Raw genomic sequence first — 26,240 nt, 5'->3', positions numbered from 1 at the left:
ACCAATGGGTTCCGATTTTTTTGTAATTATTACATATCCGAACCTAAAAGCCCTCCCTGATCCTTCATCTATTCGCCCCATACGTCTGAATTTATGTATGTTACACAAACCGCCCAAAAAAATAGGAATAATTTGTTATTTTTTTTCACAATACGCTTTCCTTTCAATTAGGTTCTTTGTACATTATCAATTGAAATCAAAAAAGAAATACAATGGAAAAGTGGGCACGAAAATTTCAACTGATTATCAACAAGCGAGATGGGCTTTTGACTCAACTTAACAAGGTTACAGGGAACGAATATTCTTACCTCTCATTAAAGAACTTGACGATTAACAGTTTTAAAGAGTCCGACGCAAAAATAATTTTTTCGCAGCTCCAAAATGCCATAGAAGAATATAATGATGCGCTAAAGGAACGTGATGAAAAAATGTTTGGCAAGTTCCTGGACAGCCTTATTCACGACAAGTCACCTACCAAGGAAAGCAGAAATTGGTGCGCCTATAAATATTAACCCGTTTCTGTTATCATTTTAAAGACAGCTCCAAAATTAATTACGGCTAAAACCTGCTGGCAAGGATACCTCAAAATGTGTGCCCTCGCCAGGGTGGCTATTTACATTAATGCTGCCATTATTCTTATCTATCATTTCTTTGCATAGTACTAATCCCAGTCCTGTGCCATTTTCGTTATTTGTTCCCAGGGAAGAAATGGTCTTATTTAATAAAAATATTTCCTCAACCTGTTGCTCATTCATGCCAATTCCGTTATCTATAACTTCAACCAAACAATCATTTTCAGACATATTAGCCTTAATAAGTACTTCTCCGTTATTTGGTGTAAACTTAACCGCATTGCTAATAAGGTTTATGAGTACTTTTTCAAACATCCGTTCATCGGTATAAGCCAAAACTTCCTCACTTACCGATTGATTAATGGTGATTCCCTTTGCATTCCACATCTCAGATTGACCTTCAATTACTTTATCGATCATCTTTTTTATATTAACAACAACCGGTTGAGGATGTAAAGCATTGTTTTGGGTCAAGTACCAATCCATCAAATTAGAATGCATATCGAGTGCATTATTTGCTGCTCTATGGATAGTTTTTATATTTTCCAACATCACTTCTTTATCAATATGATCAATGTCGTGCTTCAATAACTCAGACAATGAACTTTGAATGCAAAATGGAGGTCTTAAATCTTTACCGATAATAGAAAACAACTTGTCCTTGGTTTCATTTAACTTTTCCAACTCTTTGTTTTGACGTTGAATAAACTGTTTATGACTATCTAGCTGATTGTTCAGTTGCTGTTCTTTCATCACACTTTGCATGGCCATTTCTTTTCGCAGCGTTTCCAGCACCAACTTAATCTCAATTTCCCGCCTTTCCTTATTTACAACATTTTGTTTCTCCACCAGTCGGTTAATCATCTTGGGGATACTAAACATAAAATACCCCATCAAAATAAAGTAGACACTTCTATACACTGCACCCTCCGGTCCGGCTGAGGCAACCTGTGAAAAAAGAGCCGGATCAATATTAGGGTATCGAACAAAATATATTATGTTCGAACAGATCACCACGTAGGCAGTGGTATAAATCACCAGCCAGCCATCGTACCTTAATACCGATAGCAAAATCAGGATGGCATAAACGAAAAGCGAAGGTGCCGTCGATACCGCAATAGGCGTAAAAAAATAACTGTAATTGAAAATGTGCAACGAAAGTATGGTTACATCAATTGTAGATGAGATATACCGTATCCAGGTAGCCCCTTTAAACCTTCGCAGTAATGCATTAAGTATGGAGTTATAGAAAATATAGACGACCGCCAAACTAAGAGAAATTAGTCCTCGCTCCACTTCTCCGGAAAGAAAGATGTATCCGATCAAAACAAGAATGGCACTCACCAATATCCATCTAAACCGAATTACCTGTCGCTCCCCCCAATCTGCATCTTCTGTCGATAAAAGTGAATGGTATCTCATCATATTTATTAGGTGCGTTAGAGGTTTTAAAACTACAATTGTACGCAAAAAACTACAAAATGTTTTCCTGATAACGCAATTAATGGTGTTTTGATGTTATACCTTATCATTTCTTCAAAAAAACGTACCTTGCCTCAAAATTCACAAACACATTTGGTGCGAGATGACGGATAAAAATAACGAGCCACAATTCAACGATAAAGAAAGAAACCTCACATTTTATAAAGACGGATACACTATTGCCGCCAGGGAAGTTACGGACTTTGATAACTTAACACCTTTATTCAAGGGTATGCAAAGTCAGTACAATGCCATCAGCCAGCTCACCCAATCGTTTGCTATGCGAACCCACCAGCAGCACAAGCCCATTGCTTGCGAAAAAGGCTGTAACTGGTGCTGCCACCAGCCCGTATATATGACTACCCAGGAAGCCTTACTTATATACGAATACATAATCCAAACATCTGACCGGAAACAACTAGAAACCTTCCGCAATAACGCCGAAAAAAAACTTAAAAAAACCAAAAATCTTCCTGAAGAGAAAAAGCAAAACATCATTCATCCATGTGCATTTTTATCCGATGGAGCTTGTTCTATCTATCCGGTAAGACCCATGGCCTGCCGTATCTATTTATCGGCCAGCAAAGTTTCTTGCAAAAAAAAATATGATAATCCCGGTAACAAGGATATTTTCCCTGAGTTGTTCGATTTTCTGTTAAAAGCAGGAAAGTATATGAATGAAGGTTTTGTGGGATTTTTAAAAGGCAAGGGACGAAAAATGGAGGAGCTCACCATTGAAGAGTTTATGGTTAAACTGTTTAAAAATCCTGATTTTTATAAGAAATGGCTTGTCGAGGATAGCTTTAATGCCGAAAGCAAGCATAAGTAAATAGTTTATCTTTCTTATCCTTGGTGTCCGGTTAAAATTAAATAGATTCCCTATCTGGCCTTCAGAAAGTTTCTTTGTCCGGAATGTACTTATGCAATACTGGTTATAGCTGAAATCCTTTTACGTAATCCAGCGTAATAGGACGCAAAATTACTGTTTGGAGGCAAAGATCATTTCCTTCATCCACGGATTAATTCTATTGCCATAATCAATAGGCGTGAAATTAGGGTATGCCAATACTTTAAATAAATATGACGATTATTCCAAAGATTTCGTTCAATTATTATTACCTTTCCGCATCAACCTAATTTACAACATGAACTATTGGCTACAAAAGATCATTGATCAAGGTATTAAATCACATCCCGTTGGTAGTGATTCCTGGCGCGAACAAGTATTCAAAATAATACTGCTTATAATGGGCTTTTTTGGTATTATTCCCTACGCGCTCGGCATGTACCTATCCATTACCGAACACGTATATATTATTGCAGGATTGAACACATTTGCATACGGCTCTGTCCTTTACATTGTATTCTCAAAGCGCATTTCTCTTGTATATCGTTTTTATTGTACTATTGGAATTGTTTTAATCCTGGGTATAGGACTTACTCTTATACTGGGACAGGTGGAGGCCGGTTTCCCCTATATTATTGAGTTTTCGGTAATTAGTGCTTTGTTGTTAGGATTGAGAGGGGCCATAAACAGTCTGATTATAATATTTCTATTTATCACATCCATCGCTTTAGGCCTGCACCTCAACTTGTTTGGTTATCTTACGATTGCCGATTATAAAGTTTTACCCTGGCTCACCAATTCCTTTAACGTTATGGCGGTGAGTTCTATGTCATCCATACCCTTGGCCATACTGGTAAGAGGGTTGGAATCAACCATTAACCATCAGATAGATTTACAGCATCAGCTCGAAGATAAGATTGAAAAACTAGGCGAAGCCAAATCCAAGGCTGAAGAAGCGGATAAGCTCAAAACCCTGTTTTTGGCGAATATGAGTCACGAAATCCGAACACCACTCAATTCAATCATGGGGTTTTCGGAATTAGTAATAAACGATTTATATAAAAATGACCTGGAACAAAAAGAATACCTGAATACCATTAGTCAGAACGGCAGTTATTTGCTAGGTATCATTGAAAACGTGCTTGATTTTTCCATGATTGAATCAAACCAGCTAAAACACTCTATATTACCTTTTAACTTAAACGAACTACTAACTGAAATCCAGAATACATATAAGCTTGATAATCTTTCCAAAAATCATATTCCTGTTGTATTTTACTACGGGCAAACCAAACCTCTGCATATACAAAGTGACCCCCTTCGCTTAAAACAAGTGTTCATTAATTTAATCAACAACTCGCTAAAATTCACTAAGCAGGGTGAAGTTACTGCAGGATACTGGATTAACAATGACACAGTGCTTTGCTATGTAAAAGATAAAGGTATTGGCATTTCAAAAGAAGATCAGTCCAAGGTATTTCAGCGCTTTGTTAAAATTGAAGGTGAACACCAGGTTAAAGAAGGTACCGGACTGGGACTTCCTATTTGCAAAGGAATTATTGAAACGCTGGGTGGCAAAATGTGGCTTGAATCGGAACCGGGAGTTGGCTCTACATTCTTTTTTACCGTGCCTTATAAAAACAAAGCCGATTACATCAAGAACTGAAAAACACTCTAAAAATTAAAAATACCCCATCCCATAAGCAAGTCTGCGCCAACCAACGAAAAGAATAAGCCCAAGATGGCATAAATAATCCTGGTTGCCGGCAGTCCAATGGCATTTACCAACATTTGTGCCTTGCGCAGACCGAAAAAATATTTCCAATTGATAAGCGCCGCTACAAATAACACCAACCCAAACAGCAAAAACAACCCATTTAATAATATACTGTCTTCCCTCATTACCAATTCTCCTTTTTTAATAATTCACCTGTCCTTGAATAAAATTTCCAGCTACCCGTCCTGCTGTTCTTTCTAAAATGGCCGTTAATCTTTACCGCTCCATTCTGATAATAATAAACAGCATCGCCCCATCGCTGCCCATCTCTAAATTCCAAACTCGCTTTGATGTTGCCATCCGCATAAAATTCTTTGTACGTTCCATCCATTATGTCATCGTCTAACTGTATTTCGGCCCGGATGATATGCTTATCATTGTTGTAATAAAAAATAGCTGTTCCATCCACTAACCCATCGTTGTAATTAACAGCCGATTTAATATTTCCCGACATATAATAGGTTTTCCAGATGCCGTCCAATATGCCTTCATCCAGTTGTCCTTCATACATCAAAATACTATCCTGAACACGTTCCGGGTGGGTAATAAAATACGACAAATGCCCATTATAATCCGCAAACTCATCCCCTAAACCAATTTTAAACTGAAGACTATCAAACTCCTCCAAAACAAGTTCTTCTGCCGACAGGTTCAATTGCTCCAGTGCCAAATTAAACTTCTCGCTGGTATCTTGTTTTGCAATCAGTTGGGTTCGCATCTGCTTGTTTTCGGGAAACATCTGCATTCCCACCAAACCAATATTCTGCATCAGCTCCTTGTATTTTTTAAGTTCTTGCCGTTCTTCTTTATTCGAATAGTAGTATAGATGCTCATACAATCGATGCATATTTACATAGCCTGTTAAGCAACTATACAACTCCAGTTGCTCATTAAACTTTGCAAACGAACTATTGCGATGAAGCGTGTTTCCCACAAGATAACTATCGATCAGTTCCATCAACCTATCTGAGGAATTACTAAAAACTACATAATCGTCAACAATAGTATAATATGGTTTTTCTCTGTTCCTAAAAAAATCACCCAATATCATCCTGAAAAAACCACTCACATTTAAGTAGTTAATGTTATGATTTCTATATTCCTTCTGCTTAAATCGAACCGCCGTCCTATGTTTTATACGTTTCGAAATATCATCGAGTTTTTCTTGTGCCTGTTCCACATCATCCGATCCGAGCGCGATCACAAAATCCAGTTCGCGGGCATTGTTCGACGGGCGTAACTTGGCCATGGCTATTTCACCATCCATCCACGCAAACACATCCTCTTTTAAATCAATGCCTAAAAACGACTCGGTCAACTTAACCCCGCTCATATAGCTTGAATACCCGTTTGGATCCAGATCGGAATATTGCAACAAAAAATCATCATAAAACGATGTAAAATCATTTACTTTAAAATTAGTGTAAAACACAGCTCCCGAAGGGATAACCTTATCCGCTTTCCGGGCGCCTGTACCTGCCGATGCCAATGTGTTAAATAAAGATGCGATTGAATCATCATAGCACGTAAAGCCATCCAGTATAAGCGACGATTGAGCCACATCTCCACCCAATACGGAGAAATCGATACCCCTTAAATATGAATTATCCGCTCCTTTGGCAAACATGCCCATCACTTTACCTATGTCTGCATAAACGTTTAGCTGTCTTTTTTCAAAAACAGGTGTAATCGGGTTTTTTTTAATTGAATTATCCAGCGGACTGTCAAATCTTCCTTTAATGGTCTTTTCAACCAACTGATAGGAAAGGCTCCCTATCAGTAAATTATCAATGGCTGCCACATGCACTGTTTCCTGTAAATCTTCTACCACAATAGAATACAGGTTTAGACTGTCAACTACATTGATTTGCACAGGCATTTTTAACACAGAGGCTATTCTCGGAATCAGGTTACCATATTTTTTCACATCCATCACTACCATAAAGTCACTTTTATAAGCGGATAGCTGATGCATCGAAACAGACACCTTCTGATGGTTTAATACCTTTGTTAACAATGTATTTTCTTCAATGGCCGTGTTGAACGACTGCAATCCTTCCTTAAATTCCTGAAACAATTCTCCTTTTATAATCGTGTTCCAATAATCGGAATTTGTAACTTCCACCATTAACCCCGAAATGTTCCCGGTTTCTGCAATGAGTACGGCGTCATCGGGGATTATGGACAATGGAGAACGGTGGGCACTGCTGCCAAAGTGCAAATATGCCAACACACCTAAAACAACTAAAACCATTGCTAAAATTAAAATTCCAATAAACTTAAAAAACTGTTTCATTACAAAATGAGATAAGAAACTTAAAGCCGATAAATATTTTGGCTTATTACTTATAGAATTTAATGCAGATAGGACGTTCAACGTTAGCAACGTCGGGCAACATAGTTAACTTCCCTGTCATTTGGTTTCTTTTATATACCGATATATGATTTAAATCGCGATTGGCTACCAACAGGTAATTACCACTTGGATCGATAGCGAAATTCCTGGGCCATAGGATACCTTCGGTCACAAACTCCACAAATTCAATATTCATATCGTTTACTTTAAAGATGCCGATACAGTCAAATCCTCTGTTTGAAGCATATAAAAACTTGCCATCGGGCGAAAAATGAATGTCTGCTGCCTTGGCAAAACCGGAAAACGTATCCGGCAATAAAGTTACAGTTTGCAGTTCCCTTTTATAAATTCCCTTTGAATCCTTGGCAAAAGTGGTCACCGAACAATTCAGCTCGTTGAGTACAGCCAGCATTTTTCCATCAGGTGAAAAGTCGAAATGACGTGGTCCCGCGCCGATTTTGCCTATCACGGAATCCACTGTCGCCAAGCCATTGGCTTCCATTCTATACACCATCAATTTATCCGCTCCCAAATCGGCTGCATAAATAAAATCGCTGTTTGGGTCAACATCAATCGAATGAGCATGGGGCCCTTTCTGTCGGTTTTCGTAAGGTCCACTGCCGTAATGTTGAATCCGGTTTAACTGGCTCAGTCTTTCGGAATAAACCAATTCATCATTGTTTATTTTATAAGCACTTACTTCCCCGGAACCGTAAAATGCCAGCATCAACTCGTTTGAAGTTTTACTTAATGCCACGTAGCAAGGTCCTTTGCCATTTAGTACAGCCTCTGAATGCCGTGCCACCTGTCCCGAAGTTTGATCCACTTTATAAGATCTTACCACTGAGGTTTTATCTGCCCTTTGACCTACCGCATATAAAAATCCGTTTTCTGAATCTACTTCCAAAAAATTAGGGTTCAATATACTATCAGCCAACTGAGGTTGCGAAATCACTCCCGAAACCGTATCGAAAAAACAATACTCAATTCCTTTTAAAGAATCGTTATTTGTGGTTCCGATATACATCAGAACTTTTGTATTTACTGGCTGTGTGCTGCACGAACAAATTACAGCAAGTGCTATTAACAAAAAAGAGATTCTATACATACTATCTGGTTTAAAAGCTAAAAAACGCTTAAAGATAATTATTTTTTAAAGAGCCAATAACAAATAACCACGAGCTACCCCACTGTTCGTTTCCGTACATTACTTTGTGTCAAAGCTATACAATTATCCATTAACCCAAAATTCCACCCACCCAACACAACACCTTCATTATATTGATTTTACAAACCCTGGCACACCTATTGATTTATCCAAAGTGTGATTAAAACATTAACTTAAAAAATAAAGGTCATGAGAACTTTAAATTTAAATACCCGAATCAGAAACACATTTGCCCTTGTTCTTTCCATAATAGTTTTATCAACTACAGCATTCGCTGCAGAATATGAAAAAATGGAGCCTATGCCCATTGAACCAGTAGTATCTTATAACTTTGAATATTTAATCCATTCATTAAACGAAAACAATGTTGAAGAAACCTTAAATATTGAAGAATGGATGTTAAATACAGATACTTATGTGGAAGAGAAAACCGAGGAACCTGCCTTAGCATTAGAAGCCTGGATGACTGATGTGGAAGCATTTGTTCCTGAGACAACAGAGCCTGAACTTGCACTGGAAGCCTGGATGACCGACATGGAATCATTTTTACCAGAATTAAACGAACCAACTTTATCACTTGAAGAATGGATGACCGACGTACAAGCTTTTATAGCAGGGGAAGATGAACCTGAACTGGCGTTAGAACCATGGATGACAGATGTAAACACGTTTGTAATTTTTGAACAGACATATGCTTTAAAATAGTTGTCACAACTATATGCGGAAGACTTTAACCCGCAATATGCATTAGAAAATCTATTACACATTGAAATTGTTTCAAAACAAGACACTCCGCTGCTTCACTTTCAACTCACCATAACGATGCTCCCGAAAGTAATCGGGACAAGTGATGCCTCGTTTCAGTAAAGCCTTGTTTTATTGCACTTTCAATGTTCACGACGAAGCTCTAATGCATAATCCGGGTTTAACAGATTGAATTGGGCGGTTAGAAATACTATTTATGTCAAACCTTCATTTACGGTGTAAGTATTCGTCAACATGCTGTTTGACTTTGGATGAAGTAGTTTATAATCAAGGTACAAATCGATATGCTCTTAGTAATAATTTATTACTGAATACCACTTCTAACTTTTCGTTCTGATTTAGCTTCTCGAGCTGCTTCTCCCATAGAAGATTCTAATTCAAATGAACCTACGGTCCAATACAACTTTTGATCGAATCTTATCTCAAGTCCGTTTCACCGTTAATAACAAACCATTTTGAAAGATTTTTTAAGTTGTCCTGATTCTAGTTTTAAGATATATGTACCATTCATTAGATTTTGAAAAGAAATTAATGGATGATCAATTTTTCCGCTCGAAATAAGTTTTCCGTTTAATGCGTATATGAAATAACTTACTGGCCAATCGAATTTTCCATTTAAAAACACCTCGTCATTTGAAGGGTTTGGATAAATCTCCCACGCTAATGATTCAATATTTTTAATACTGGTAAACAATACCTGTTCTTCTAAAAACGAAATAACTTCTACTTTTGGCAAATTATCATCATTAAACATTCGGTTGAAACGATTTGACTCATCGGTTGTGGACTCAGATAAATGACTTACAAAATTGGGCTTGATACTTTGATAACATACTTCTATGCTAAAGTTTAACGTACTTCCGGAAAAAGGAAACAGGTACGTAATTCGATCATAACCGGAACCTTCAACCCCATCTTCACTTTTATTAAAATTGACATCATCATTAGCCTTACCCGTAATGGCAATAAGGTTGTAGTATGGTTGATCTGTATTGAATCCAACAGGCGGTATTCTGTTGTCTTTTAAATACTGTGAAGACTCCAGTAAAACAGTTGTAACTTCATCCTGGGCATTTCCTAAAACTGCTTCGTAAACCTGAACATTATCTTCGTTGGAAATTGTATCATGATGCTCTTCAAAACCTGCTTGCGTAAGAATATTACCCTGACTATCATATTTACCCGATTCAAAAATAATCTCTCCTTGATTATCCTTTGCTATAAAATGAATCCACATGCGTCTGCTCGGAAATCCGGTAGGTAATTTATGCCCTGTTTTATTCCTCAATTCTATATTTACCGACACCATATTATCGACAGAAGCAGCATTGGCATTAAGTTCGACGGTGTTTTCCTTCAAGTTCTTCAGGGCATAATAAGCGGTGGTATCGAGATTCGGAACTGCGCTGTTTATTCCCAGCTCAGCATAGTTATTTTTCAGCATTGAATTAACTACTGTATTGCCGCCTACAAAATGATGTTCAAAAACCGGATTGCGTTTGTTTTGCAAATTTGGAGGCAAGGAGGAAATTGTAAAATCTTCATCTACACGTGGCATATGGCATTTCTGACAGGACAAACCTTGTTCCGGATAAGTACTGTTCAACCATTCGTAATACGGCATTTGCTCTGGAAAATAGCCCGCCACATTACCATCTTGGTCAACGTATGGAGTAAACAGTGTATGACATGTGGCACACAGTGCCGAAGACTCAATATGTACCCCATGCACAGGTGTATACCCTGCAATATTTACCATCGATACGGTAAATGGGTTTTCATAAGGGCCAAAAATATTTTTTAAAGGCTCAACAATAAAATTACCAGAAAAGCTTTCTTCGGAAGATAAATTATCAGGTTCGATTTGATGACAAAGCGTACAACTCACCCCATCCTGACTTAAAGGGTCTGACAAAACTTCAATAAGACTATAATACGTTTGCCCATTATAAATGGCTTCCGTTCTACCCATAGGTGCATGACAAGTAGCACATTTGTCCTCTATCATCTCTTTTAAATGCGGATTTTCTTCAACCTCAGAACTCACTTTTGCCAGCCAATAAGGGTCTTTAGCTGAATTGCCCATCATACTCGACTGCCAATGATATATTGGAGAAACATCTCTCCCAACAGAATTTATCAATACCCCATCTGAACCGGAATGGCATAAGACACAATTTCCGGAACCGGAAAATAAAGTAGAAGTTTCTGAGGGCAAACTACTCATCATATAAATAAAACTGCATACCACCAATGCAAGCAAACCTAAAATAAAAGATCTTTTTTTCATATTTTAAGCATTAAACCTATCCCTGCGTGTAATTTCGCCAAATAAATTTAGCATATTCTAATTCAGATTCCTATTTATTCACTATCAATTTTCTTATGCTGTGGGTGAGGGAAAATACAAGTACCGCCAACGACAGTCTGTCCATATTGCTACTTTATTACTACTCGTAATATTAGAAGTTAAAATTTGTTCGAAACCCGAGAACATTTAATTCATTATTTGTTCCGTGACGGTTCCATACGTACTGAAAATGCGGCGATATGCTAACCCAATTATTCAATTGCAGTCTAATATAAAGCTCGGTTAACTTTTCATTTTGCAGTGTCTTTTCGGCTGGATAATTTTCTCCATACGCAATACCTACCGCCAATGGTTGCTTTTTTAAAGTTTGCACAAACCTGAATCCAGCACTCCATGATGATTTTACACCCCAATCATTTGCCAGAGAATCTTGATTTAATCCATAACGCCCAAAAATATTATACTTATCATAAAACACTTTGTCAAAGCTTACGCCAAAACCACAATCTTCGTCGGTGCCGGGTACCTGATAACCATACATGCGTATATTGGACTCAAATCCGGTCCCCGGTGCAAATGTCCACCCAAGACTTGCAATCTTGTATAAATCATGAAAAAGCTTATCTCCTGCATTGTCCCGACTTGATAAGCCAAACTGAATACGATATCGATTTAAAATGGTTGTTCTTAAACGAATTCCTGGTGAATTTGACGGTACAGCAAACGATGAATTGTTGATAAAAGAGCCCGTAATAAATTGCATCGTTTCATCATTAGCAGAGGCATTAATGTCAAAATAATTAGTAATATCAATTTTGCCAATGGTAACCGTGATGATTTCTTTAAACAGGGTAAATTCCCCCCACACTTCCAATACATTTAGTCGGTCGATACTATCCGGAGATTGAGTAGAGCCTGCATCACCATTTAAACCAGAGAATGTTGGATATAAAACATCAGGCCCATTTCCACCAACAGCCTCCAAATCAACAAATAACAAGGCTCCTTTTCTGATAAATGTGGTTACAAAAATATCAAATGACCCTGTTCCATATGATTCTTTCACCTTTTTATCTAAGGAAAATTGGTTGATTGCTGTTATGTTTCCATTAAACATCAACTGTCCGGGGCGCTGTTCTATTACCTTTAAAAGGTCATCTATTCTTTTGTAACGGGAACGTGTTTCGAAGCTCGCGGATTCAACATCTTTTACTCCAATAACAGCTAATACCCGGTCAATACCTGAATTCCCATCAAAGATACTTTGTTTTATGTCCTGCATTTCCTTGTCCATTGCAACAATAGTTCTCTGTAAAGAATCTAATTGTATTTCTAAATAATGAACTTTCTTGGTGAGAGTTGTATCAGTTCCTTGAGCATTCAGCCAAACTGGTATAATCAAAACTATAAATAACAAAATATTTTTCATCTCATTATAATTTTAACTTTCAAATGTATTTATCTTATTCTATCCTTAATTTTATTTATATCCGATAGAATTTGCAAGTTTACTTCAATGGAATTAACAGGTTCATAAAAAGTTATCTTTCAGCTCTCTACATCTGTTTACTTGAGTCTTTGTTTTCGGATTTTATACGTCAATTCTTACTTCATTATATAAACCACACTTTACTTAATAATTTTTTTCTGTTACCAATTTCAGACCCAGTATTTGTCACGCGGAACAGAGCCGGATCACTCACTCAAATCGTCACCTATAAATGTAACCATAATAAGCAAACTATCAGCACCCTTCATCAAACTGTCAGGGAATTTACTTTTAAACACCATTTCCACCACATATTTCTATTTCTGATGCAATATCCAGTTATTTTCCAATTGCCAATATGATGAAACCGAATAATGATTTTTGTATTATTTTATTCACAGCATTCACACGATATATATGTATTCCGAATTGTATAATGTGGTTTAAATCCGTAAGTATGAATTATAAAATCCATTAAACACTGAAACTACCTCTAAACAAGGCACTTCGTCACTTCACTTTATCTCACCGGAACGATGCAATGCCTCGTTTTATTGCCCTTCCCATGTTCATAACGAAGTTCTAATGTAGAATCCGGCAAACTAAACGGTTGTTAATCAAACCCACATCGGACAGCCTTAAAACACTATGTAATCTTCGCTAAAACACTTATGGTGGAAATGAACCCTTCGTTTGTCCATGATTAATGTTTTGAGATCATAAAACACTTGAACAAAGTTTAATGAATAAGTTACTATTATTAAACAGAATCGCTTTAATTAATAGGCTTTAATCTATATCTTGCTAGGCAACAAGCTATATTAGACTCTGCCGGTGTGATAACCTAATTTTATAAAGATTCTGTTTGAACCAAATTCTTTTGTGTTCAATTTCGTACACCCTGTTGTTTCAAAGCCGTACAACTTAAGGTCATTCCAGTATGTACAATATCTATTTTATAACTCTGATTGAATGTAATATACAAACATTGGCACACCTATTGAAATAACTCAAAACGTGATTTAAAAAAACTAAAAATATAAGCACCATGAGAACTTTAAATGTAGAAACCCGAATCAGAAACACTTTTGCTCTTGCACTTTCTTTTATGGTTTTGTCAACCACTGTATGGGCATCCGGATTATCAAGAATGGAACCTATGCCAGTTAAACCTGTGATCACTTCCAATTTTGAATACCTAATCAGCTCATTATACGAAAACGATTTTGAAGAAACATTAGAAGTTGAAGGTTGGATGTTAAATCTCGAAACTTTTGTAGAAAACGATAATAAGGCACCTGCCTTAGCTATAGAATCCTGGATGACTGATGTGAATACTTATATTCCCGAAACAATGGAACCCGAACTTACAGTTGAATTGTGGATGACAAATATGGAAGCTTATAGGTCAGAATTAAGCGAACCAGCGTTAGCCCTTGAAGAATGGATGATGGACGTTGATGCTTTTGAGGTTGAAATTGAAACCGGGTTGGCACTAGAATACTGGATGACAAATGAATATGCTTTCATCATCGATGAAAACGAACCGGAGCTTGCTATAGAAAGTTGGATGACCAACATTGATGCCTTTGTATGTGCAGAACAAATTTTAGCATTAAAATAACCTGCTTTATTATTTGGTTCTCAAAATACAAAGCTCAATTCCTATATAATGCAATATATTGTCCCAAAGCAGTAATTGATACCCATACAATTACTGCTTTTACTTTACAATTGATTCAATTTCTTTCCTTTGTGCGAACCAAACAAGAAGTTTTTAGGACTCCCAATAACCTGCTCTCCATAAATGCCTGTATGTCCCGAAAACAAATAAGCCGTGGCACATGCTATCCCAATAAACACACCTGCCTCAGAACCAAACAACTCAATTCCCATTAAAGTACAGGCAATAGGAGTGTTAGTAGCACCGGAAAACACCGCTACAAAACCCATTCCTGCCAAAAGAGCAACCGGCAAAGGGATAAACAACGAAAGCGCGCTCCCTAAGGTAGCGCCAGTAAAAAAGAGCGGAGTAACTTCCCCACCTTTAAATCCGGCTCCTAAAGTAAATGAGGTAAACAAAATTTTGAGTAGAAAATCGGTAAATGGCAACTGCTGTTCAAAGGATTCCAAAATGACAGGCACACCTAAACCTATCCATCGTGTTGAGCCAATTAACCATACCGCAACTGCAATAACAACGCCACCTGCGACTGGTCTTAAAGGAGGGTACTTCAATATCTTTTTAAAGAAGGCTCCCCAATAATGTGTCGCATTGGAAAAAAGCATTCCGGCCAAACCAAAACTCACGCCAGCCAACAGAGCCCACAACAATTGTGGCGCCCATAAATCAGGGACAAAAGGAATTTCGTAATATGTATGATGAATAGGCCATAGATGGGCTGCCTCATTAGCAAACACGGCAGCTAAAAAACTGGGGATAATGGCATCGTAACGCATCCTGCCCACCACAAATACTTCAAGGGCAAATACGGCTCCCGCCAATGGTGTTCCAAAAATAGATGCAAAACCTGCACTTACTCCGGTCACCAATAATATTTTCCTATTCTCGGGCTTTAATTTAAAAATCTTTGTAAACTGGTCGGCAATGGCACCTCCCATTTGTATGGCCGTCCCCTCCCGCCCTGCTGAACCTCCGAAAAGGTGGGTTACCACGGTACTCAATAATACAAGGGGCGCCATCTTTAACGGAATAATTTTTTTAGGACTATGAAACTCTTCCAATATCTGGTTGTTTCCTTTTACCACCGATTGTCCGAAATAATGGTAAACCAGACCAATTACCAATCCTCCCAATGGTAAAAAAGCAATAATCCAGAAATTACTTTCACGCAAGTTGGTAGCCCATTCCAATGCAATTAAAAAAATGGCCGAAGCAGAACCTGCCAGCAAACCCACTATTCCACAAAGCAAAATCCACTTGCCCAAATACACCAGAGAAGGGATAAAACCTTGGGGAATATTTTGTTTTAGCCGTTTTTTAAGACTCATAATAGATTATTCGTAAAAAGCATTCTCACCGGGATATTGATATTTGTCTTTGGCTATATCCTTAGGAAAAAGAAAATAGGTTACTTTCCCTATGGAACAAACCTTACCCTGACTATCCTCAATAGTTGTTTCAAAAACAGCCAATCGTCGGTTCACGCTTTCAACTCGGGCTCGTATGGTAATTTCATCATCCTTTATCATAAGCGGATTCTTGTATCGTACATTCAGGTTGGAAGTTACACCTGCAGTCTTGCATTGCGTATACACTGCCCAACTGGCCACTTCATCGTGCAGGGTAGCTTGAATTCCGCCATGCACCACATTCCTATAACCCTCAAACTGTTTCCCGGGAATCCACTTACATACCACCTCTTCCCCATCTTCCCAAAACTCTAATTGTAACCCAATATTATTTAGGGGAGAGCAACCAAAACACTTATAATCGTGCTGTTTGCTATTTACAAACGGATTGATAATCTTTCTCATGCGCCCAAAATTAGTGGTTTTTACATTACAATGAACAAAAACGCCGGAAAAGAATAACTCCCTTCCGGCCTTTTGTTTTATTTGTTAGCTTACGTTTCAATACATCCAAGAAACTATCTATTCTTCGCCTTACGCCCTTATTAGCATAAACCAATGATCATAAAACAATAGTTACGGTAATTAAAAATAGTTACTATTGACTTTTGACCGGACTATGGGCTACCAAATACTGAACGTAGACTGAACTACTGCTGACTTCCAGGTATAGCACCTCTCATGCCCACCACGTCGCGATCAAATAAATAAAGATTCTGTCCGTTTAACAACTTCAGTTTATCGATGATATTCGTAACAGAAGCTTCCTCCTCAATTTGCTCGTTTACAAACCATTGTATCCAGTTGTGTGTCGTAAAATCTTTTTCATCCAAACAAACGCCAACAATTTCGTTAATGCTTTCGCTCACAAACCGCTCATGTCCTAAGGTCTGCTCAAAAATCTCCTCCACATTGGCAAATTCTGCAGGTGGTTGTTCTACTGCAGGAATTACAGCTTTCCCACCTCTTTCGTTAACGTATTTCATAAATTTTAATAGGTGAATCTTTTCTTCTTCGGCCTGGGCATACATCCATTCCGAAACTCCACCAAATCCGTTTGTTTCAGCCCATGAGGCCATTGACAAATATAAATTAGACGAGTACGCCTCCCTTTCGATTTGTCTTACCAAAATATCTTCTACCGGTTTTTTCAACATAATCCTATTTTTTATCTATTATTATTTTCTTTCCTATGGTCAAAATTATAATAATTCGGATAAAAAAGTATGTTTTTTCGCTTTACTGTTAGTTATTTAGAATACTTCTACACAACCCATTAAAGCTGTTTTTTTTAATCATCCCCAAATAAATAAAAGACACACAAGTATTTAATTCTCGAAATAAGTTCATATCTTATGCAGTTGTTAAGTGAAAATTGATGATAAAAAAAATCCTTGTTGCAAACAGAGGCGAAATAGCGGTGCGCATCATGCGTTCCTGTCGCGAAATGGGAATCTTATCTGTGGCAGTTTTCTCCGAAGCTGACCGAACATCCATGCATGTACGATATGCAGATGAGGCCTACTGTATTGGTCCTTCTCCATCAAACGAGAGTTACTTAAAAATGGATACCATTATACATGTAGCATTAAAAGCTCAGGTAGATGCTATTCATCCCGGCTACGGTTTTTTATCCGAGAATGCCGAATTTGCCAGAAAAATTGTGGAAAACGACATTTTGTTCATTGGCCCAAACCCCGACGCCATATCTGCCATGGGCGATAAGGTTACTGCCCGAAAGTTGATGGAGAGTTCCGGTGTTCCGGTTGTACCGGGAACAAAAAAATCGCTCGGTTCAATGGAGGAACTTCATTCCGTTGCCAACGAAATAGGATATCCGCTAATGATAAAAGCTTCTGCAGGGGGTGGGGGAAAAGGTATGAGGCTGGTTAAAAATAAAGCCGACCTGGATTCATCCTACAACATGGCAAAATCGGAAGCCTTATCGGCCTTTGGCGACGACACTGTTTATATCGAGAAATACATCGAGTCACCGCATCACATCGAATTCCAGATATTGGCTGATCAACATGGCAACACGATTCACCTTTTCGAACGGGAGTGCTCCGTCCAACGGCGCCATCAAAAAGTAGTAGAGGAAACCCCATCGCCCCATATGACCCCTGAACTGAGGGAAACTATGGGACAATATGCCATTAAAGCTGCACAATCGGTTAATTATATAGGCGCCGGCACCATCGAGTTTTTGGTAGATGACAAGCACAATTTCTACTTTCTGGAGATGAACACCCGCCTGCAAGTTGAGCACCCGATTACTGAAAGGGTTACCGGCATAGATATCGTTAAGGAACAAATAAACATTGCCGACGGCAAAACTTTGAGCTATCAACAAAATGATCTTATCATGCACGGCCATTCCATCGAATGCCGGATTTATGCCGAAGATCCGCAAAATAATTTCATGCCCAATCCCGGTTTGATCAAGCACATAAGTGAACCTCATGGCCTGGGAGTCAGAACAGACGGATATGTGTACAAGGGTTACGAAATTCCAATCTACTATGACCCCATGATATCAAAATTGATTATTTGGGCAAAAACCAGGAAAGAAGCCATAGACAGAATGAAAAGAGCATTGTATGAATATAAGATAACCGGGGTAAAGACCTCTATCCCGTTTCTGGAGAAAATCATGGACACACCTGATTTTAAAAACGGAAAATACAATACGCATTTTATCGAAAAAAACGAAGAATATCTTGAGATTGACGAGCCTTGCGAACTGGAGTGCCAGGACATTGCCATGTTTGTAACCTATCTGGATTTTATGAAGAAACAACAAACAAAGGTTCAGGATAACGTTACTAACAAACGTTCGCCCTGGAAGGAATTTGGAAAGAAAAGGAATATGTTAAGATTTTAACCGGCATGGCCGGAGCAGATAATTAATTCGCAAATTAACATGATAGTATTTTTCTGGAGTTCCATTCAGCTATTTAAAATTAAAATAAATGTATCATGCCTTTAGAACTAAAAATAAACGATAGAAAAGCAAAGATAGAAGTACTTCAACAAAATGGCAGTGCTTATCATGTTAAAATAGATGGCAAAGAATATCATTTAGATGTGATGCAAGTCGAATCATCCGTATATTCCGTATTATACAAAGGTCAATCCGTTAACCTGGAAATGATTGAAGGAGACAATCCAAACCAATATAAAGTAAATACGCGAACCGACCATTTTTCTGTGGATGTTATCGATCCAGTTACCCGTTATAAAACAAGCCAGTCCAATGGTCTCAAAAGTAACGATCAGATCATTGAATCCCCTATGCCGGGAAGAATCGTAAAAATTCTCGTTGAAGAAGGTGATCTTATTGAAGAAGGCCAAACGGCCCTTATCGTTTCTGCCATGAAAATGGAAAGCGAATACAAAGCACCCATTTCGGGCATCGTATCAAAAATCCATGTTTCCGAAGGGGATACCATTGACGGCGGTGTGCCCCTGGTCGAAATTGATCCGCACACAAAATGATATCCCCCTTAATTCAAATCTATTAAAAAACCTTTAAGTTAATCATATGCAATCATTAAACGAAAAGTATAAAATTTACGAGGACAAAAATAAGGAAGCAGAGATTGGTGGAGGACAAAAACGAATTGACAAACAACATAGTGCAGGCAAGCTGTCGGCGAGGGAAAGGATTAACCTTTTTCTTGACCCCAACACCTTTGTTGAGTTGGATAAGATGATCACCCATTCCTGCCATAATTTCGATATGCAGAAACAAGTTATACCGGGCGATGGAGTGGTAACGGGATATGGCAAAGTCGATGGACGTTTGGTTTATGTTTTTGCACAGGATTTCACTGTTTTTGGAGGCTCATTGAGTATAACCAATGCCAGTAAAATAATAAAAGTACATAAGCTTGCACTTAAAATGGGCGCCCCAGTAATTGGACTGAACGATTCCGGCGGTGCACGCATTCAAGAGGGCGTTCAAAGCCTGGCAGGTTATGGCGACATATTCTATTTGAACGTAAAAGCGTCTGGTGTTATTCCGCAAATTTCAGCTATCATGGGACCATGTGCCGGTGGGGCTGTGTACTCCCCGGCTTTAACCGACTTTATATTCATGGTGCAAGACAGCAGCTATATGTTTGTTACAGGGCCCGAAGTAATTAAAACCGTTACGCACGAAGAGGTCAGCAAGGAGGAACTTGGAGGAGCGGTTACACACAACTCTAAAAGCGGCGTGGCTCATTTTTTAGGCGATAATGACGAACATACGCTTATGATGATACGGGAACTACTTAGTTTTCTGCCGTCTAACAACATGGAAGAAACGCCCATCATCCCTACAGGTGATAAAATAGACCGTAAAGATGAGTCCCTTCAGGAATTGGTTCCCGCAGATCCGAACAAGCCCTACAATATGCTGGATTTAATTCGTACCGTTGTTGACAACAAGCACTTTCTGGAGGTGATGCCGCAATATGCCAAAAATATGATTACAGGATTTGCCAGGTTCAACGGCCGTTCGGTTGGAATAGTGGCCAATCAACCCGCATTTTTGGCTGGCGTATTGGATATCAATTCAAGCATTAAGGCAGCACGGTTTGTCAGGTTCTGCGATTCGTTTAATATTCCTTTGGTGACCTTTGTTGATGTTCCCGGATTTTTGCCAGGAACTACCCAGGAATATGGGGGTATTATCAAACATGGTGCCAAGTTGCTTTATGCGTATGCTGAGGCTTCTGTGCCGAAAATAACCGTAATCACACGAAAAGCATATGGTGGCGCATACGATGTGATGGCCAGCAAACATTTAATGGCCGATATCAACCTGGCCTACCCCACTGCCGAAATAGCCGTTATGGGACCCGAGGGAGCCGTTAATATTATTTTTAGGAACGAGGATCCGCAAGAACGTGTTAAAAGAGTCGACGATTACAGAGACAACTTCGCCAATCCATACAGGGCAGCCGAATTAGGGTATCTCGATGAAATAATTATGCCACGTGAAACCAGAATAAAGGTGATTCAAGCCTTAGATATGACACAGAACAAAAGCGAAACAAATCCTGCAAAAAAACATGGAAATATGCCTTTATAATTCTTAAATTTATAGTAAGACTAAAGGTTTTTTATGAACACGCTGGATCAATTAAAACAGTTTACAAAAGTTGTTGCCGATACGGGAGATTTTGAATCCATGAAATCTTTTAAACCCATTGACGCAACAACAAACCCTTCGCTTATTTTAAGGGCTGCACTTATTCCCCAATACAAGCCTTTAATACTTGATGCATTGGAATATGCCAAAACAAAAACGGATATTATTGAAATGCAACTTGGGTTTGCCCTAGATAAAGTGGCGGTGAACTTTGGACTGGAAATATTAAAAATAGTTCCGGGCAGGGTTTCCACGGAAGTGGATGCAAGGCTAAGCTTTGACACAAACGGCATCATATCTAAAGCTCGGGAAATCATCACCCTGTATGAAAATGCAGGTATCGACCGCAGTAAAATACTTGTTAAAATTGCCTCGACGTGGGAAGGCATAAAGGCTGCCAAAGTGTTGGAAAAAGAGGGAATACACGGCAATCTCACCCTATTGTTTAACCTGGCTCAGGCCATAGCTTGCGCCGAAGCAGGGGTTCAGCTTATATCGCCCTTCGTTGGTCGTATTTGTGATTGGCACAAAAAAGAACGGGGCGTAGACCATATCGATCCCATAGATGATCCCGGGGTGCATTCCGTTACTGAAATCTACAACTATTACAAAAAGTTTGGATATGACACGGAAATAATGGGTGCCAGCTTCCGAAATACGGGAGAGATATTGGAACTGGCAGGTTGCGACCTTTTAACGATTTCACCTGCTTTACTTGGCGAACTTGAAAATTCATCGAAAAAAATAGATAAAAAACTGTCTGCTTCTGCCGCTCGACGAAAGGAGATTAAAAGGATAGATATAGATGAAAAAAGATTTAGGTGGATGCTGAATGAGGATGCTATGGCCACCGAGAAACTTGCCCAAGGTATCAGAAGCTTTAGTGCCGATATAATTAAACTTGAAAGTGTGCTGATGAAATTGCTAGACAATTAATACGGTGAAATTGGTTTTTTTGGAGCAACAAATGCAATCCCAAGCGCAAATATATGATATAAAGGTGCCATTATATTTTGTTATATATCGGGTACATCTCTAAACGCTTACTTATTGGAATACGACACCTAAAGTATATTTTCCTCCATCCATGATAAGTGTATCCTTAGTAAGCTCAATTTAAAATGGTGTATGCCTGATACTTTGATTGTAAAAACCTGTGTCATTAATGAACAAATAAAACTTAGGTAACAGTTAAATACATCATTATTTAAGGTACTTCAAAAGTATTAATTTGGGCAGGGATAATCCTTTTTTGTTTCTTTTGAGCACGGCATCGTTTTGACGTAGTGGCTAATGTGCCAAATTAGAAATACGGTGAAATTGGTAACATCTCAAACTATAGGGATTTTTACTGATAAACTACTCCTAAGGCATATTTTCTTCCATTTATGGTAAGCGTTTTCATAGTAAACTAATGGGCACTACTATCGGTTTGGAGAGAAAGTAAAACAACAAGGTTACTGATTCTCACATGCACTCTTGTAAATATAATTGCATTTTTATTCACAATTATGGTTTATGTACCAATGAATGATTTGATCCAATCTAATTGAAATAACTGGTTAATAAATGGGTCAAATTTGATTATCTAAGACTATTATTAGTCGGCGTTGGGTTAATTTCTTCTATATTTGGACTAAACGCTTAATAAAACAAATAGAAAATTGTTTTTTGTTAGATAAACCATCCAACCATCTGGCATAAACATTAGCGTTATGGCGAAGCTTACATCGGGATTCTTGATTCAATTACATTTGACAAAGTCAAAATCCTTTTGAGGATAATCTAAACAACAAATTATATAGCATGAAATACACCTTGGCATTCGATGTTTACGGTACATTAATAAATACATCTGGAGTTTATGACTCTTTAAAAAGCATGATTGGAGCGCATGCAAAACCCTTTATGGATGACTGGAGAAATAAACAGTTAGAATATTCTTTTAGACGCGGATTAATGGATAAATACACTGACTTTTCAATATGCACCAAGGATTCATTGGAATACTGCTGCCAGATGTACGGGATTGATCTGAATAAAAAACAGAAAGAAGCTTTAATGGATGAGTATACCATCTTACCCGCCTTTCCTGATGTAAAGGCTGCATTGAAAAATCTAAAAGAATCCGGACATCGATTATTTGCATTTTCGAATGGAAGTGAAAAGGCAGTGCGAAAATTGTTAACAACTGCCCGGATTGTTGACTTATTTGATGGTATTGTAAGTGTTGAAAACGTGCAGTCCTTTAAGCCCAATCCTTTGGTATATGCGCATTTCAATAAGGAAACAAGTTCCACAAAAACGAATTCATGGTTAATATCAAGCAATCCTTTTGATGTGATTGGAGCAGTTTCATTTGGAATGTATTCAGCTTGGATTCGACGGACTAAAGACTCAATCTTTGACCCCTGGGGAATTGAACCAACACTAATAATTAATGAACTTACTGAATTATCACTAAGATTAGAGACGAAGGATTAAAACTATTGCCATCAATTTGTATATTGTAATGGCGGATAAACGCCAATACATGAATGTTTGCCGTCCGTTCGAACTAGGTAACGGTTCGGTTGAAAATCGCAATCAAACACCAAACTTTCATCAACAAAACCGTCAACGTATATTCATATCACTCCGCCAGTAATTAAATAATACAGAAATGTTGAACATAGACAACTTAAAACAACAGAAACGATTATCCCTCATGAGAATTCTTAAGCATGTTTTAATTATCGCATTAATTTTCTCCAGTCAACTTATTTATGCAGGCAATTGGGTTAAACTGAAACAAAATTTAAGAGATTTTTATTTGCTTGAGTCGGTTAGCGACATAGAGGTACAAAACGTACTTGAAAGTATGAATAATGATTTTTCTTTTAGCGATATTGATTATAATATGCACCGCAGAAGCAACTGGAAGCCACGAGAACATCTGAATCGACTGATTACGCTGGCCACAGCATATGAAAATACAAACAGTAAGTATTACAAATTGGATGAAATAGCTGAATCAATTGTTGGCGGATTAAACTATTGGAGTTACAACCATTTTTATAGCCACAACTGGTGGCAACAGGAAATAGGTGTCCCCCAAAACATTGGACCAACGCTCATCATTTGCGAATCTATCATTCCTGATTCCACAATGACCAAATCGTTAGAAGTAATGGATAAATCTAAAATCCGCATGACGGGACAAAATAAGATATGGCTTAGTGGAAATGTTTTAATGCGTGAATTAGTGCGTGGTAACGACAGTTTGGTAACCGCCGCAGCCGATACCATTAAGTCCGTTCTGGTTCTTTCAAAGCCCTATCAAGAGGGTATTCAGCCTGACTATTCATTTCATCAACACGGCCCTCAACCTCAGTTTGGAAACTATGGATTGCATTTTGCAGAAGATATGATTAAGTGGATGTTCATTTTCAACAATACGGACATTGCTTTTTCTTCGGAAAAAGTGGACCTGATGCGAAAACTAATGTTCGAAGGCCAGCAAAAAGTGGTATACAAAGGAAAATACGAGACTTTAGCAACGGGACGCCAGATTTTTCCCGAGATGGTAAACGGCAAAAAGTATCGTGGCCCAATGGCCAAGTATGAAATTTACAAAAAACTGGAGAAAGTATTTAACAAATTTGACACCCAAGACAATCCATACGCTGCTCCCAGAGAGTACATTCATTTTCGAAATTCTGATTACAGTCTGTATCGAACAGGTTCGTTTTTTTCTGCGGTCCGGATGTCGTCACAACGAATAATCGGAGCCGAAGCCGGCAATGGCGAAAATCAACTGGGATATTATTTAGGTGATGGGACCAACCTTATCTATCGCCGGGGTGATGAATACCATGAAATTTATCCCGTGTGGAATTGGAAAAAACTACCCGGAACCACTACAGTGCAGGATACAGCCAAACTCCCTGTTTTAACTTGGTCGGGATATAAAAACGGATCTTATTTTGCCGGAGGTTTAAAAAGTAAGGATGTGGGCATCACTGCTTTCAAATACCGCCGAGATAGCCTACAGGCGAATAAATCCTATTTTTTTATTGGCAACAAGGTTTATGCCTTAGGATCAGCCATTAGTACCAACCGAAACTTTGATGTGGTAACTACCATTAATCAATGCTATAAAAATGGTGATGTTGTAGTTTCTAAAAATAAAGGCAGAATCACATCTGTATGGCACGATAGCATAGCTTACGTGAGCTTATGTGATCAACAATTAAATGTCAGACAGGACGTACAATCCGGCACCTGGAAAAGGATACTGACATGGCATACCGATAGTTTGATTTCTAAAGATATTTTTGATCTCGAAGTGAATCATGGCGAGAAACCAAATAATGGAAAATATGGGTATGTTTGTGTTGTGGGGATTTCTGCAAAGGAGGTTAAAGAAGTTATTAAGAATCGATTGGGTGCGAATATAGCTCATAAAAACGAAGTTCACGCTCTAAGCTTTAATCAAGGTAAAACACTTGCCATAAGCGCTTTTGAGCCCTGCGAAGTCGAAATTGGAAATCAGCAAAAGCTAATTATAAAGTCCCCTTGTTTATTATGTTTGAATAAATACAATGATGGATGGACAATAGAAGCGGTAGACCCCACGCAACAGCTGAAAATACTTTCTTTTGGAATTACCGGCAAGTACCGGTTGAAAGGTGCTCAGCGTTCTAATATTGCGGGTGATGTTACATTTTTTGATATCACACCTCCGGAAAATAGCTATGAAAAAGGAAAGAAAAGCTCTGTAATGTTAATTACAAAATAATTTTTTCACCCAAATTATTTGTCAATTGATACTCATTAAGGCACCTGCCTTCTTTGAAACGACAGGCTTTACTGGGATATATTTTTGTACTCCTCGGGGATGATATCTTTTTCATTCGGTGAACGGACCAGCTTTTGAATCGCAGATCTTTTTGCCACTTGAACTCTTTTCGTACGATACTATTTCGAAATAATCTAGTATACCTTCTGGGAGAAATAGAGCTAGTAGCTCCTGTGATAGTCCTTCTTTCAATTTATTTTCCTGTTTCTATTTAACAGCTAAATAAACAATATTTTTTAACAGACCCAAACTTTGTGCGTGATCCCCCTTCATCCCTCGGGGTCTGGGGTCCTGACATCGCCTTGGTGTTCCTGGAAAAAACACGATTAACGCAAAAAGGACAGTCCTCTTTCGAAAACTGTCCTCTTGTCAAAGATGGGCGGCGACCTACTCTCCCACT

The 26,240-nt window shown here is 38.3% G+C and carries 20 protein-coding genes; 11 read left to right on the top strand and 9 right to left on the bottom strand.

All coding sequences use genetic code 11. From position 1 onward, the window contains the following. Window positions 1–212 precede the first annotated feature (212 nt). The gene (locus ACRD64_RS21975; RefSeq protein WP_430936136.1) at window positions 213–512 is read left to right on the top strand and encodes a hypothetical protein; all 300 of its coding nucleotides are present in this window, start codon (window positions 213–215) and stop codon (window positions 510–512) included. Between the two features lie 36 nt (window positions 513–548). On the opposite strand, the gene ACRD64_RS21970 is transcribed toward ACRD64_RS21975, so the two are convergent. Next, window positions 549–1,997, bottom strand: a complete 1,449-nt coding sequence (locus ACRD64_RS21970) for a sensor histidine kinase (protein ID WP_430936134.1) — start codon at window positions 1,995–1,997, stop codon at window positions 549–551. A gap of 160 nt (window positions 1,998–2,157) precedes the next feature. Here ACRD64_RS21970 and ACRD64_RS21965 point away from each other — a divergent pair, with 160 nt between their 5' ends. Further along, window positions 2,158–2,883: a YkgJ family cysteine cluster protein gene (locus ACRD64_RS21965; protein ID WP_430936132.1), complete on the top strand. Its 726-nt coding sequence runs from the start codon at window positions 2,158–2,160 to the stop codon at window positions 2,881–2,883. 217 nt (window positions 2,884–3,100) lie between these two features. Further along, window positions 3,101–4,567 carry a sensor histidine kinase gene (locus ACRD64_RS21960; protein WP_430936130.1) on the top strand — a complete coding sequence of 489 codons (1,467 nt, stop codon included), beginning with the start codon at window positions 3,101–3,103 and terminating at the stop codon, window positions 4,565–4,567. An 8-nt stretch (window positions 4,568–4,575) separates the two neighbouring features. On the opposite strand, the gene ACRD64_RS21955 is transcribed toward ACRD64_RS21960, so the two are convergent. Genes ACRD64_RS21955 through ACRD64_RS21945 form a run of 3 tightly spaced genes read right to left on the bottom strand, consistent with a single transcriptional unit; the run spans window position 4,576 to window position 8,142 of the window. Continuing rightward, complete coding sequence (locus ACRD64_RS21955) at window positions 4,576–4,803, bottom strand: Imm17 family immunity protein (protein ID WP_430936128.1); 228 nt, start codon at window positions 4,801–4,803, stop codon at window positions 4,576–4,578. Further along, window positions 4,803–6,974: a DUF3352 domain-containing protein gene (locus ACRD64_RS21950; protein ID WP_430936126.1), complete on the bottom strand. Its 2,172-nt coding sequence runs from the start codon at window positions 6,972–6,974 to the stop codon at window positions 4,803–4,805. The genes ACRD64_RS21955 and ACRD64_RS21950 overlap by 1 nt, the downstream gene beginning before the upstream one ends. Before the next feature lie 46 nt (window positions 6,975–7,020). Then, the gene (locus ACRD64_RS21945) at window positions 7,021–8,142 is read right to left on the bottom strand and encodes a lactonase family protein (RefSeq protein WP_430936124.1); all 1,122 of its coding nucleotides are present in this window, start codon (window positions 8,140–8,142) and stop codon (window positions 7,021–7,023) included. A gap of 249 nt (window positions 8,143–8,391) precedes the next feature. Here ACRD64_RS21945 and ACRD64_RS21940 point away from each other — a divergent pair, with 249 nt between their 5' ends. Beyond that, complete coding sequence (locus tag ACRD64_RS21940) at window positions 8,392–8,907, top strand: hypothetical protein (protein WP_430936122.1); 516 nt, start codon at window positions 8,392–8,394, stop codon at window positions 8,905–8,907. Between the two features lie 499 nt (window positions 8,908–9,406). Here the strand turns inward: ACRD64_RS21940 and ACRD64_RS21935 are convergent, their stop codons facing one another. Both ACRD64_RS21935 and ACRD64_RS21930 read right to left on the bottom strand, forming a co-directional pair. After that, the gene (locus tag ACRD64_RS21935; protein WP_430936120.1) at window positions 9,407–11,257 is read right to left on the bottom strand and encodes a T9SS type A sorting domain-containing protein; all 1,851 of its coding nucleotides are present in this window, start codon (window positions 11,255–11,257) and stop codon (window positions 9,407–9,409) included. A 172-nt stretch (window positions 11,258–11,429) separates the two neighbouring features. Next, window positions 11,430–12,707, bottom strand: coding sequence for a carbohydrate porin (locus ACRD64_RS21930; RefSeq protein ID WP_430936118.1), 1,278 nt, complete (start codon window positions 12,705–12,707; stop codon window positions 11,430–11,432). Window positions 12,708–13,815: 1,108 nt separating this feature from the next. Here ACRD64_RS21930 and ACRD64_RS21925 point away from each other — a divergent pair. Continuing rightward, on the top strand, window positions 13,816–14,391 hold the full coding sequence (locus ACRD64_RS21925; protein WP_430936116.1) for a hypothetical protein: 576 nt from the start codon (window positions 13,816–13,818) through the stop codon (window positions 14,389–14,391). Between the two features lie 104 nt (window positions 14,392–14,495). Here the strand turns inward: ACRD64_RS21925 and ACRD64_RS21920 are convergent, their stop codons facing one another. From ACRD64_RS21920 to ACRD64_RS21910, 3 genes are all read right to left on the bottom strand, one after another. Then, a complete protein-coding gene (locus tag ACRD64_RS21920) occupies window positions 14,496–15,779 on the bottom strand; it encodes a voltage-gated chloride channel family protein (RefSeq protein ID WP_430936114.1) in 1,284 nt (427 codons plus the stop codon). A gap of 6 nt (window positions 15,780–15,785) precedes the next feature. Continuing rightward, a complete protein-coding gene (locus ACRD64_RS21915) occupies window positions 15,786–16,265 on the bottom strand; it encodes a PaaI family thioesterase (protein WP_430936112.1) in 480 nt (159 codons plus the stop codon). Between the two features lie 245 nt (window positions 16,266–16,510). Continuing rightward, window positions 16,511–17,017 (bottom strand): ferritin, encoded by a 507-nt coding sequence (locus ACRD64_RS21910; RefSeq protein ID WP_430936110.1) that lies wholly within the window; start codon window positions 17,015–17,017, stop codon window positions 16,511–16,513. Window positions 17,018–17,238: 221 nt separating this feature from the next. On the opposite strand from ACRD64_RS21910, the gene accC reads away from it, so the two are divergent. The 6 genes from accC (at window position 17,239) to ACRD64_RS21880 (ending at window position 25,780) form a co-directional block, all read left to right on the top strand. Then, on the top strand, window positions 17,239–18,744 hold the full coding sequence (accC, locus tag ACRD64_RS21905; RefSeq protein WP_430936108.1) for an acetyl-CoA carboxylase biotin carboxylase subunit: 1,506 nt from the start codon (window positions 17,239–17,241) through the stop codon (window positions 18,742–18,744). A 95-nt stretch (window positions 18,745–18,839) separates the two neighbouring features. Continuing rightward, the gene (locus tag ACRD64_RS21900) at window positions 18,840–19,358 is read left to right on the top strand and encodes a biotin/lipoyl-containing protein (protein ID WP_430936106.1); all 519 of its coding nucleotides are present in this window, start codon (window positions 18,840–18,842) and stop codon (window positions 19,356–19,358) included. Window positions 19,359–19,404: 46 nt separating this feature from the next. Continuing rightward, window positions 19,405–20,940: an acyl-CoA carboxylase subunit beta gene (locus ACRD64_RS21895; RefSeq protein WP_430936104.1), complete on the top strand. Its 1,536-nt coding sequence runs from the start codon at window positions 19,405–19,407 to the stop codon at window positions 20,938–20,940. A 33-nt stretch (window positions 20,941–20,973) separates the two neighbouring features. Further along, on the top strand, window positions 20,974–21,936 hold the full coding sequence (tal, locus tag ACRD64_RS21890; protein WP_430936102.1) for a transaldolase: 963 nt from the start codon (window positions 20,974–20,976) through the stop codon (window positions 21,934–21,936). A gap of 870 nt (window positions 21,937–22,806) precedes the next feature. Continuing rightward, window positions 22,807–23,484: a haloacid dehalogenase type II gene (locus tag ACRD64_RS21885; protein WP_430936100.1), complete on the top strand. Its 678-nt coding sequence runs from the start codon at window positions 22,807–22,809 to the stop codon at window positions 23,482–23,484. 178 nt (window positions 23,485–23,662) lie between these two features. Then, window positions 23,663–25,780, top strand: coding sequence for a polysaccharide lyase family 8 super-sandwich domain-containing protein (locus ACRD64_RS21880; RefSeq protein ID WP_430936098.1), 2,118 nt, complete (start codon window positions 23,663–23,665; stop codon window positions 25,778–25,780). Window positions 25,781–26,240: the final 460 nt, after the last annotated feature.

This window comes from Saccharicrinis sp. 156, from assembly GCF_050589685.1.
GTDB lineage: Bacteria > Bacteroidota > Bacteroidia > Bacteroidales > Marinilabiliaceae > Saccharicrinis.
The sequence above is the reverse complement of the archived record's forward strand: the minus strand, read 5'-3'. Positions and strand labels throughout refer to the sequence as shown.